This window comes from Rhodoferax ferrireducens (genome assembly GCF_049302455.1).
Classification (GTDB): domain Bacteria; phylum Pseudomonadota; class Gammaproteobacteria; order Burkholderiales; family Burkholderiaceae_C; genus Rhodoferax; species Rhodoferax ferrireducens_B.
In genome coordinates this window covers 22,235-32,793 of sequence record NZ_JBAQMD010000117.1, presented here as the reverse complement: position 1 = coordinate 32,793, position 10,559 = coordinate 22,235, and the positions used below count along the sequence as shown (strand labels likewise).

Annotated in this window: 12 protein-coding genes; 7 read left to right on the top strand and 5 right to left on the bottom strand. The window is 58.8% G+C overall.

The window, feature by feature from the left end; all coding sequences use genetic code 11:
• The 3 genes from WA157_RS19640 to WA157_RS19630 all read right to left on the bottom strand — a co-directional run.
• Nucleotides 1–259: BrnA antitoxin family protein (locus WA157_RS19640; protein ID WP_422622588.1), on the bottom strand; the 259-nt coding region annotated here is incomplete at its 3' end.
• Complete coding sequence (locus WA157_RS19635) at nt 243–542, bottom strand: BrnT family toxin (RefSeq protein WP_422622587.1); 300 nt, start codon at nt 540–542, stop codon at nt 243–245. The genes WA157_RS19640 and WA157_RS19635, both read right to left, overlap by 17 nt.
• 119 nt (nt 543–661) lie before the next feature.
• Nucleotides 662–1,009, bottom strand: a complete 348-nt coding sequence (locus WA157_RS19630) for a DUF6788 family protein (RefSeq protein WP_422622586.1) — start codon at nt 1,007–1,009, stop codon at nt 662–664.
• A gap of 120 nt (nt 1,010–1,129) precedes the next feature.
• Between WA157_RS19630 and WA157_RS19625 the strand changes: the two genes are divergently transcribed.
• The 4 genes from WA157_RS19625 (at nt 1,130) to WA157_RS19610 (ending at nt 5,636) form a co-directional block, all read left to right on the top strand.
• Nucleotides 1,130–2,539 (top strand): transposase, encoded by a 1,410-nt coding sequence (locus WA157_RS19625; protein ID WP_422622585.1) that lies wholly within the window; start codon nt 1,130–1,132, stop codon nt 2,537–2,539.
• A gap of 34 nt (nt 2,540–2,573) precedes the next feature.
• Nucleotides 2,574–2,798, top strand: coding sequence for a hypothetical protein (locus WA157_RS19620; RefSeq protein ID WP_422622584.1), 225 nt, complete (start codon nt 2,574–2,576; stop codon nt 2,796–2,798).
• Entirely contained in the window at nt 2,795–3,364 is a 570-nt protein-coding gene (locus WA157_RS19615) for a YbhB/YbcL family Raf kinase inhibitor-like protein (protein WP_422622583.1), read from the top strand. The genes WA157_RS19620 and WA157_RS19615 overlap by 4 nt, the downstream gene beginning before the upstream one ends.
• Before the next feature lie 217 nt (nt 3,365–3,581).
• Complete coding sequence (locus WA157_RS19610; protein ID WP_422622582.1) at nt 3,582–5,636, top strand: acetoacetate--CoA ligase; 2,055 nt, start codon at nt 3,582–3,584, stop codon at nt 5,634–5,636.
• A gap of 49 nt (nt 5,637–5,685) precedes the next feature.
• Here the strand turns inward: WA157_RS19610 and WA157_RS19605 are convergent, their stop codons facing one another.
• Both WA157_RS19605 and WA157_RS19600 read right to left on the bottom strand, forming a co-directional pair.
• Complete coding sequence (locus WA157_RS19605; protein ID WP_422622581.1) at nt 5,686–6,639, bottom strand: TauD/TfdA family dioxygenase; 954 nt, start codon at nt 6,637–6,639, stop codon at nt 5,686–5,688.
• 11 nt (nt 6,640–6,650) lie between these two features.
• The gene (locus WA157_RS19600) at nt 6,651–7,847 is read right to left on the bottom strand and encodes an MFS transporter (RefSeq protein ID WP_422622580.1); all 1,197 of its coding nucleotides are present in this window, start codon (nt 7,845–7,847) and stop codon (nt 6,651–6,653) included.
• Between the two features lie 154 nt (nt 7,848–8,001).
• Here WA157_RS19600 and WA157_RS19595 point away from each other — a divergent pair, with 154 nt between their 5' ends.
• From WA157_RS19595 to WA157_RS19585, 3 genes are all read left to right on the top strand, one after another.
• Complete coding sequence (locus tag WA157_RS19595) at nt 8,002–8,901, top strand: LysR substrate-binding domain-containing protein (protein WP_422622579.1); 900 nt, start codon at nt 8,002–8,004, stop codon at nt 8,899–8,901.
• Between the two features lie 109 nt (nt 8,902–9,010).
• Nucleotides 9,011–9,832: a helix-turn-helix domain-containing protein gene (locus WA157_RS19590; protein ID WP_422622578.1), complete on the top strand. Its 822-nt coding sequence runs from the start codon at nt 9,011–9,013 to the stop codon at nt 9,830–9,832.
• 51 nt (nt 9,833–9,883) lie between these two features.
• A complete protein-coding gene (locus tag WA157_RS19585) occupies nt 9,884–10,507 on the top strand; it encodes a LysE family translocator (RefSeq protein WP_422622577.1) in 624 nt (207 codons plus the stop codon).
• Nucleotides 10,508–10,559 lie beyond the last annotated feature (52 nt).

Genomic DNA, 10,559 nt, shown 5'->3' with positions numbered 1-10,559 from the left:
CATGCAGCTTCTCTTGCAGCCATATCTTGATCAATGATTGGTATGGCACATCCCGGGAATTTGCGGCTGCTTTGATGGAGTCCAGCAAATGCTGAGGCAGTCGAAGCGAAATCGTCTTGGTCGTAGGTTTCAAGTTGGGCAAGGTCACCTTGTTGGCTTTCGACCAGTCGAGGTAATCGGTGGAATCATTCGCCTCCCAGAACGCACGCTCCTGTGCTTCGTTGGCAAATTTTGGAATGGTTTTAAGTTGCTTGTTCATAAATGGCTCGCTCCTTTCGATGCATGTCTCTGGCTGAAATGACCCGTATCAACGCTCCTGACGACCGCAGGGTGAACGTGATGTGCAGTGCTCGCTCCTCATCCGTTTTTCCTAAAGCGTGAATTCTTGGTTCTTGTTGGCTGTGCGCGCCATCTTCTAAAAGTAGCAACGGAGCATTGAAGAAAACTTGCTCAGCTTCTGCCATAGAGACGCCGTGCTTTTCGTTCTTTCGGGCATTGCCATCATCCCAATTGAACCCGGAAATTTTGTTCAGATCAAGCATTTTTGTATATTACCATCATGTACATTTTTCTACAATTGGAGGCATTCGCCGAAATGGGTTTGTGAACTTTCTTTAACCAACCTGGAGGCTCAGATCTGGACAGTGGCAAGTTCTCCTCGTCATTCCGTTGGTTTTTTGGCCAGCCGAAGTATTGACAGCTCCATCGCCAAGTCGATCCATTTCTCCATCAAAAGCTTCATTCGCTCGTAGTTCTTGAGCTGCTTGCGCACTGTTGGTAAATCCTCCTTCTTGACGAACTTGGTACTGCTCTTGCCCTTGCGGGTGTAACTGACCTGGTAGTAGGGGCCGTGCTTGACAGGCGGATCGGCCTTGCATTTGCACCCCGGTGAGCCGCACACGTTGAACTGGGTCGAGAGGCTGCCTGGGCGCAAGTCACCCAGAGCAGTGAGGTCGCGTTTGAGCTTCTCAATCTGACGCTGTAGCGTTGCTTCTCGGCGGGTGTCCATGGCGCAAATCCCGGTGGTTTTTGATATGGAAAGTATAGCGATTTGTGGCCGATAGCTTTATAATGCTATCGGCATGCAACCAGCTTTCTTGACGCTTGGGGCAGGCCCAGGAGATGCGCCATGTTGCTATGGATTCAATGGCTGCAAGCGGTACGCTATCTGCGCCCAGCCTGCAAGCGCTCACTCACCTTTGTGTGGATGACTCTGGTTTTGATCGGCTTGTGCTGTCGCTCTGACAACTTGGGTGTCACCAGCTTTGTGCGGGTATTGAACTTGCGCGAGGATGCCTACCACCGACTTCTGCATCTGTTTCACAGCAGGGGCCTGGATATCGATGCCCTGACATCTTGCTGGGTGCGCCTGTGTCTGGTGCTGTTTCGTCCATTTCAGGTTGGCACACGTCTGGTCTGCCTGGCTGATGGCATCAAGGCGCCCAAGGAGGGCAAATGCATGCCAGGTGTCAAGTTGCTGCACCAGGAGTCGCAGAACAATACCAAGCCTGAGTACATCATGGGGCATTCCTTTCAGGCCCTGTCTCTTCTGGTTCACGCGTCTGGTGGCCAGGCGGTGGCGGTGCCACTGACTTCGCGCATTCACGAGGGACTGGTGTTCTCAAACCGGGATTCGAGGACGCTGCTGGACAAGCTCGTGGCGCTGCTGTTGTCGATCACACTCATCTGGAGCAGGCCCGTTGTGCTGGTCGCAGATGCCTACTATGCCAGTGCAAAGGTCATCACGCCGCTCCTGAATAACGGGCATCATCTGGTGACACGTGCCAAGTCCAATGCGGTGGCATATCTGCCCCCACCCAAGGTCACCAACCCTGGCAAAGGTCGACCTCGCATTTACGGCGAGAAGGTTCGCCTCAAGGACATAGCCGCAGACGACAGCGCTTTTACCAGTGCGCCCAGCCCAGTTTACGGCGACACCGATGTCATGGTCCGCTTTCGTGTGCTGGATTTGCTGTGGAAACCGGTGGGGCGCATTGTGCGTTTTTGCATTGTTCACCACCCCGTGCGTGGAACAATTTTTTTGTTGTCCACCGATACATCTCTGACTGCCTTGGAGATCTTGCAGCTTTACGGCTACCGTTTCAAGATCGAGTTGGGGTTTCGACAAGCCGTGCATGTGATTGGTGCCTATGCCTATCACTTCTGGATGCTTGGCATGAAGCCGTTGCGCCGTGGCACGGGTATCCAGTATTTGCATCGAACCACTGATGAGTATCGGGCCGCCATTCGCAGAAAGCTGCGTGCCTACCATGTCTATGTCCAGCTCGGCTGTATCGCTCAAGGCTTACTGCAGCACTTGGCCATCAACCACACTGCAGAGGTTTGGAACTGCTTTCGCAGTTGGCTGCGTACCATGAACCCGGCCATGCCTCCCTCTGAGTTGGTCGTCGCCAGTGCACTGCGCAGCACCCTCACGCCATTTTTAGCAGCTACCGCTTTGGCACCTGACATCTCGAAAATCGTGGCCAAATATCGCCGCCATCATCCGCACTATGAGGGTGAACAGATGGCAGCATGAAAAGATACGGGGAACTTGTCACTGTCAAGCTCAGATGAAATACCGCGGAATTGACCTTCATTCGAACAATATTGTCTCGATGCGCACCCGGCGCGGCTTGAAAGCCATCCTGGCTGTGTTCGGCAAGCCGCAGGTCACGATGTTCGAGCTGGCCGGCATTGTGGGCCAGCATCTGGTTGATGCGGCCTGGGCTGGGAATACCCTGATGCAGCCCAGGCGGCGCACTCTTATCATCAAAATTTTGGAGCGCACCGCATGAAGCAGACCCTCAAACACACCGTGTTGGCCGCCACCCTGATCGGCGGTGCCAGCCTGGCCCACGCGGCCGGTTTTACCCTCAGCAGCCCCGACATCAAGGCGGGCGGCACGATCGCCAAGCGCTTCGAGTTCAATGGCTTCGGCTGCGCCGGCGACAACAAATCACCCGCGCTCAGGTGGAGCGGCGCGCCCAAGGCGACCAAGGCGTTTGCCGTCACCATGTACGACCCGGACGCACCCACCGGCTCGGGCTGGTGGCACTGGATGGTGATCAACCTCCCGGCCGATGTGAGCGCGCTCGCGGCCGACGCCGGGGCGGTCGGTGGGGCCAACCTGCCCCCAGGCGCCAGCCAGGCGCGCATCGACTTCGGTGTGGCGGGCTGGGGTGGCGTTTGCCCGCCGGCGGGCGACAAACCGCACCGCTACATCTTCACCGTGTATGCCCTGAAAGACAAGCTTGAAGTGCCGGCTGACGCCACCGCTGCGCTGACTGGCTACATGATCCACGGCAACAGCCTGGGCCAAGCCAGCTTCACGGCCAGGTACGGCCGACCGAAGGCCAAATGAGCGCCCGGATAAGCCCCTGTTTTATAGACAAAACAGGGCTCTAGCCCCCGTATATACTGCATGAGTAGCTATATATTTTATAGCAAACTGCGGCTGCGACCAATCCCTGTTGGCGTCCTTGGCGGTGCTCACGAAAAGACGGAGCGCAAACCTGCCGGTGTCAAACAGGCGTCAGTCGCTTTGGTTTCTTTAGTCAAAACCGGATTACCCTCGACCCATGACCCCATCCCTAGCGCCGCCCTGCGTGCCCCAAATTCGCCTCTACCAAAACTGGCTGCGCCAGCACCGCGGCTTGTCGTTTGATTCGTACGACGCTTTGTGGCGCTGGTCGGTGACCGATCTGGACACTTACTGGCAAAGCATCTGGGACTACTTTGACCTGCAGTCGCCGACGCCGCACAGCGCGGTGTGTGACGGTGCGCCGATGCCCAACACACGCTGGTTTACCGGTGCCCAGGTCAACTATGCGCAGCAGGTGTTGCGCCATGTGGCCGCGGCCGATGCGGGCGGCTTCCCGGCCATCCTCAGCCACAATGAACAGACGCTGGGCAGCGCACCGGCCCGCCAAATGAGCTGGCCCGAGCTGCGCCGCCAGGTCGCCTCGCTGGCGCTGCACTTGCAGGCGCAAGGGGTGCAGCCTGGCGACCGCGTCGCCGCCTACCTGCCCAACAGTCCGGAGACGATGGTGGCTTTTCTGGCCACGGTGAGCATCGGTGCGGTGTGGAGCGTTTGCGCGCCTGACATGGGCAGCAACGCGGTGCTGGACCGCTTTCAGCAAATCGAACCCAAGGTGCTGATCGCCTGCGACGGCGTCACCTACGGCGGGCGCGAACTGGACCGTCGCGCGGTGCTGGTTGAGCTGTGCGCGGCACTGCCCACGGTGCGTCATCTGATTGTGCAGAGCAACCTGGGGCTGCCCACAGACACTATTAAAACAGTAGCTAGTCAGGCTTATTTCACGGGGGCTACAGGCCAAAATGATGCAAAGACTGACGCCTTCGAGCCGCTTTGGCTGGCGTTTGATCACCCGCTGTGGGTGGTCTATTCGAGTGGCACCACGGGCCTGCCCAAACCGATCGTGCACGGCCATGGCGGCACGATACTGGTGGCGCTGTCGTTGAAAAACCTGCACAACGACGTCGGCTGCAGTTACGACCCCAACACGCTCGGCGAGCGCTACCACTGGTACAGCACCACCGGCTGGGTGATGTGGAACGCGCAAGCCAGTGGTCTGCTCAGCGGCACCACCTGCTGCCTTTTTGACGGCAGCCCGGGCGGACGCAGCGTCGATGCGGCGGGCAGCAAAGTGGCGCCTGACTGGACCACCTTGTGGCGTTTTGCCGCCGAGCTGAAAGTGACCTTTTTTGGCGCCGGTGCCGCGTTTTATGCCAACTGCCTGAAAGCCGGTGTGGACCTGGGCGAGTGCGGCGACCTCTCCCGTGTGCGGGCATTGGGCAGCACCGGCTCACCCTTGAGTCCCGAAGCACAGGCCTGGGGGACCGAGCAGTTTGCCAGGATGGGAACGCCGGGCATCTGGTGGTGCAATATTTCTGGCGGCACCGATTTTTGTGGTGCCTTCATCGGGGGCAACCGTGAATTGCCTTTGATTCCCGGTGAAATGCAGTGCCGCTTGCTCGGCTGCGCGGTCGAGGCCTGGAACGAGCAGGGTGAGCCGGTAGTCGATGAGGTGGGCGAGCTGGTGTGCACCCAGCCGATCCCAAGCATGCCGCTGTACTTATGGGGCGACGTGGGCAAGCAGCGCTACCTGGCCAGCTACTTCGACACCTACCCCGGCGTCTGGCGTCATGGCGACTGGCTCAAGATCGGTCGCAACGGCGGCTGCGTGATCTATGGCCGTTCGGATGCCACCATCAACCGCCACGGCCTGCGCATGGGCACCAGCGAGCTCTACAGCGCGGTCGAGGCGCTGCCCGAAGTGCTGGACTCGATGGTGGTCGATCTCGAATACCTGGGGCGCGAGAGTTACATGCCGCTGTTTGTGGTGCTGCGCGAAGGCCTGACGCTGGACGACACCGTCCGGGCCAAGCTGGTGAACGCGATCAAGACCGCGCTGTCGCCGCGCTTTGTGCCGAACGAAATTTTTCAGGTGGCGGAGATTCCGCGCACCTTGTCGGGCAAGAAGCAGGAGCTGCCGATCAAGAAGCTGCTGCTGGGGCAGCCGCTGGACAAGGTGCTCAACCGCGAGGCGATGGCCAACCCGGCTTGCCTGGACTGGTATGTGGCCCTGGCGCGCGCACGGTCGCAGCCCTGAGGCCGCTGCCATTCAGGCTTGGGTGTCGTCTTGCCCGCGCCAGAGGGCATTAGATAGCTTGCATCCTGGCGCGAATCAAGTGGCGGCTGGTATCGGAAAACGCCGTTCTGGCGTGTAAGGCCACATGGTTATTCACAATCGAAAGACTGTCTGCTGGAAGAGGGGAACTGAACGTGTCTGTCGAGGAATCAATCGCACGTTCTAGCAACTCAAGGGCCCACCGTACCTCGGGCGAGTCGTATTCGGGCCGCAGGCGCAAGCCCTCCTCCAAGGTGTCTTTTCGAAAACGAATATAGGGGGCGTCTCCAAAGATCGGTGAAAACGTAAATTCTGCGCACGCTGCTGCACCTAATGAAGTGAAGCTACTGGGTATCCTGAACGGCAATTTTTCCGTCTCGAGCAGCTTGTAGGCATCGCTCCCTTCGCTGCTTGCCATGAGCCTGTTTTTGACCAACCGGGCATCAAGAAAGCTGCTGACCCCGCCACCGCACTTGGCGGCACACACGGTGTAGAGAAAGATGTACTTCTCTGGATAGGAAAAATACTGCGTGTCAGTGTGGTAATAAGCTTCGGCGGCGTGTTCGGAAAAAGTGGCGTAGTGGTTTTTGCTGGTTGACCTGGCTTTCACATCCCAAAGTATTCGTTGCGAAACCTGGTCGGTTGGTGTCGGCGAACCCAGGGCCAGCGATGTGCAGAGCAGCAATTTGCGCTGAATGGGCAGCGAATACGCCGACAAGCCGAAATTTCTGGTGAACAAAGCGCAGTAGCGCCCCCCGAGAAGTTCGTGCAGTTCGCTCGATAGCTGCAGCAGCTCGGGCGCTGCGTCGTACACATCGAGTCGAAAGCGGGGCTCTTTGGCATGGTGACCAACCCATGCCGGATCTGACTCTTCACCATAGTAGCAATCGAAGACATCAAGCAGAGATTGAAGCCGGGCTGCCCAGAACTGAGGCATTTCGAACCATCCGATTCCGGGTTTTTCTTCTTTGATGGTGTTCAGCATGAATAGGTCTTTCAGAGTGGATGAAACGAATGAACGCCTTGTTGCTCAACCGGTTGCCAGCCGTGCCAAGCGGCGAGTGCCGTGGCAACCGTGCCAAGGAGCGCGAACACACTGATGCCCGGCCAGCGAAAACTCTCCCACAACATCCCGGGAACAAGCGCACCGACCGTTCCACCCAGGTAGTAACACGACAGATAGAGTCCAATGGCCAGGGCGCGATCCTGGTGCACGATGCTGTTGAGGTAGCTGTTGGCAATCGCCTGACAGACGAAGATACCGGTGGAGAAAAAGCCCAGACCAACGATGAGCATCGGCAGGGACGGCAGTTGCGTTAATGCAATACCGAATACCGAACAGCAAAGCGCGACGGCGATCACCGCCCGATGCGACACCCAGGGGACAAAGCGACTGCACACCGGTGCAGCGACAACCCCGGCCAGAAAGATGGCATAGATGGAGCTGATGGCCCGCGGGCCGAATTGGTAGGGAGGTTCTGCCAACAACAGGGATACACCTGAAAAAATGGCCACCTGTGAGAGCAATAAGCCGCTGCCAACCAGCAGCGTGATCACCAGCCGGGCATCGCGCATGAGGGAGAGAACAGCGTGGCCCGTCGAACGCCCATGCGCCCTCACTACAGATTTCTCGGTCGGCAGCCCAATATGAACCAAGAAAGCGAGCAACAAGGTCACGGCAGCTGAAGCGGCAAACGCACCTGACCAACCCCACTCAGCAGCGCACCATCCCGGCAGGAGCCGCCCCAGCAGAGCGCCGCACGTGGTGCCAGCGACGTAGATGCCAATCTTCGAGGGCAGTTCTTGGCTGCTGAATTCATCGCCAATATAGGCCGAGGCAGCCGAAAAAATCGCCGGGACGAGCAGGCCCTGCACGAAGCGCAAAGCAACAAAAAATTGGAAAGACGTGCTGAGCGCGCACAGCAGCGTAGGAAGTGCCAGCAAGGCGGTGGCCAGCACGACGACCCGCTTTCTCCCCAAGCGATCCGACAGGCCGCCAGCAAAAGGGGCGGCCATGGCGATGCCCAGTGTCGTCGCCGAAATGCAGAGGGTTGTTGCAGCAGGGGCCATGCCAAAGCTGTTTGCCAATTCGTTCAACAGTGGCTGCGGCGTGTAGATATTCAAAAAGGCGGCAACACCACAGAGGGCGAGGCTGACATGCCGGGTGTCGAGGCGTTGGTGGTGCGTTTGCATGCCCGAATGCTAGAAGCGAGCCGGGCATTGCGTCCAATACGCAATAGGTGGCGATCTGATATGAAAAAAGTATGATCAACGATGCCGTTTGCGCTATGGTTGCAAGCCACACTGCGGGCCTAATGCCCTTCTTTTCAACCCCCTTGAGCAGTACATGAACTTACGTCAGCTACGCTATTTCGTCGCCGTTGCAGAAGAATTGCATTTCGGCCGGGCGGCGGTTCGCCTGCATATTTCACAACCACCGCTTTCGCAGCAAATCCACAACCTGGAAGAAGTCCTCGGGGTCATCCTGTTCAAGCGCGAGAAAAAGCGCATCGAACTGACTTTCGCTGGCCAGGTGTTCCTCGATTCGGCACGCAAGCTCCTTGAACAGTCTCAGTTGGCCATCCATTCGGCACGCCGGGCGGCCAAGGGTGAGGTCGGCACGCTGGCAATCGGCTATGCAAGCTCGATTCCGTTTACCGGCCTGATCGGTCGTATCGTTCGCGAATTTCGCAGCCAACGCCCCGATGTCCAGCTACAAATCAAGGAAATGCGTGCCGTTGACCAAATCAAAGCGATGGTAGAGAAAGAAATCGACATCGGCTTTGTGCGTGAACCATTGCTACAAGCCCATCCGCTGGTTGAATCCCGTTGCGTGTATCGCGAGGCTTTCGTCGTGGCTCTGCCGACCGATCACCCGCTGAGCAGCGTGCAAGCCGTGCGATTGGCTGACCTGCACGATGCCCCCTTTGTGCTTTATCCGCGCGACTGCGGCACCGTTCTTTACGACCAGGTCATTCGCCTCTGTCATGGCGCTGGTTTTTTTCCATCCGTCATTCAGGAGACCCCTCAGTTCGCGTCGGTACTTGATCTCGTATCTGCCGGACTGGGCATCTCCATCGTCCCCGCATCCACCGCTAACGCATCCTTGCCAAATGTGACCTTTCGCCCAATCATCGACGCGGTGGAGAAAACAGATGTTTCAATCGTTTACCGCAAAGAGGAAAGCTCGGCGGCGCTCGCAGCATTTATGGCAATGGCGTCTGCGGAGCCGGTGCCCCCAGCGTGACGATTGCAGCAGAGCCAGCATGCAGGTAGTAAAAGATGACCTCTGGCTGAAGCCCTGAACCGGTGCGGCCTTTTTGCACCCATGAGCCGCCCAAACCTATACTGGCCGCATGCCCCGCCACCCCATCCACCGCTTCTGGCGTTCACCGGCTTTGCCCTTTGTGGAAAGCCGCATTGCCAACGACAGCGTCGCCTGTTACGCACCTCACTCACACGACAGCCTGTCGATTGGCGCGGTGGATGGCGGGCGCAGCGTGTTCCGCCACGGCGGCGTGTGTCGGCCCTTGTCACAGGGCGACATGGTGCTGATCCCGGCGGGCGAGGTACATGCCTGCAATCCGGAAAGTGATGGCCAGTGGAGCTACCAGATGCTGTATCTCAACCCGAATTGGGTACGCGATGTTGTCGGCGAGATGGATGCGATCGATACGGCTGTGCTGAACCGCTTGCCAGCCAGTACCGCGCCGCAGCACCTGCACACCCGGCTGACCGATCTGAACCGCAGCCTTTTTGGCAGCGCCCCGGCGCAGGACAAGGAAGCCGAGCTGGTGCTGTTTGTGGGCGACCTGTTCGGGTCGGTTCAAGCCAGGCGCAGCCGCCCCCTGCCAGGCGCGGCAAGGCTGCGTGGTGTTCAAGCCATGATCCAAGCGCGGTGTGCGGAATCGCTCACGCTTGATGAGATGGCGGCCCAGGCTTGCATGAGCCGCTACCACTTTGTGCGCAGCTTCAAACGTGCGGTGGGCCTGACCCCGCACGCCTGGCAGCTTGACCAGCGCATCCAGCGTGCACGCCATCTGCTGAACCAGGGCATGGGCCTGGCCGAGGCGGCGCTGCACCTGGGCTTTGCCGACCAAAGCCATTTTCAGCGCGCCTTCAAACAGCGTGTGGCCGCCACACCGGGCGACTACGTGCGCAATTTTCTTCAAGACTGAAACCCGCCCAGCGGCGATGCTGCGTCCTTTGATAAAAAGGACGGAGACCAGATGGCGTTATGGCAACAGTTTTTGATGATCGTGGGCCTGCATTTTTTGGCGCTGCTCAGCCCAGGGCCGGACTTTTTTCTGATCGTGCGCAGCGCGGTGGTCAACGGTGCGCGGGTGGCCAGCGGGGTGTGCGTGGGCATTGCGCTGGCCAACGGCTTCTACATTGCGCTAGCCATCAGCGGTGTGGCGGTGCTGCAAGAGGTCACCGGCTTGATGAGCGCGCTCACTTGGGGCGGCTGCGCTTACCTGGCCTGGTTGGGGTGGCGCTTTTTGACTGTGCGTGGCGAGCTGCAACGCCCCAGCGCAAACGGCAGCGCGACGGTACCCGGCTCCTGGTGGAAAGAATGCCGCGTGGGGTTTCTCTCGGGCATGCTGAACCCAAAGAATTCACTGTTTTACGCCAGCCTGTTTTCGCTGGGGTTTGGGCCGTCAACCCCCTTGGCCGTGCAACTGACTTATGGCGTGTGGATGTTTGCCGTGGTGCTGCTGTGGGACTTGGGGCTGGCCCGTGCCGCGGGTCACCCGCCGGTGGTGAAGCGCTTCATGGCGCATGTGCGCAAGGTGGAGCGCGCCACAGGCGTGGTTCTGCTCAGCCTCGCAGCAGGCATCGCCTGGTCGCGTTGATACAAGCCTTTTTGGCCTCTAGCCCTTATATATCAATCGCAAGTAGCTACAA